Below are 522 nucleotides of genomic sequence, written 5' to 3' on the forward strand. Positions count from 1 at the left end.
GCACGATTGATAAGAGCATAAAGGGCTAGAAATTCATCGTTATAGGTAGAAGTGTAATTATATTTTTCTAAAAATATAATAACTTCCCCATCAAACTCAATACTTCTGTATTCTATAATTTCTGCTTTAGCATTAGTGATAAAAGAAATATATTTATCTCTTTGTTTATCGTGTTTAATACCTGCTCGCATTGGTTTAAGTGCTTCATCATACCAAATCACTTCTAAATTTTCTTCTTTGATGATTCTTAGTGCTACTTCTTTTGTTAGATATTCTTTAATATCTTTTCCATCATATTTTTTCGCATATAATTCATCTGCAACATTTTATCAATAGCTTCTTTTTCACTATCAAAAGAATAGTTAAGACTAACACTCCCCCTTTCTCCAACATAGAAAGTTTCATATTTATTATTGTTAGGATTAAACCACATAGTAAGATGATATTCCCCTAAATGTTTATAAGAAGGATACCAAGTTGTATCAATCAACTTTTCTTCTTCTATAATTAGTTCTGCTTGTT

2 pseudogenes are annotated in these 522 nt (G+C 28.5%); both read right to left on the bottom strand.

The features are described 5' to 3' along the window. A pseudogene (locus tag L8Y18_RS08780) lies at positions 1-221 on the bottom strand (hypothetical protein); the annotation flags it as partial. 44 nt (positions 222-265) lie between these two features. Beyond that, a pseudogene (locus L8Y18_RS08785) lies at positions 266-522 on the bottom strand (hypothetical protein); the annotation flags it as partial.

The sequence above is a fragment of the Campylobacter sp. CNRCH_2007_0968H genome, assembly GCF_025773245.1.
In the GTDB taxonomy this organism is placed as follows: Bacteria; Campylobacterota; Campylobacteria; order Campylobacterales; family Campylobacteraceae; genus Campylobacter_D; species Campylobacter_D lari_D.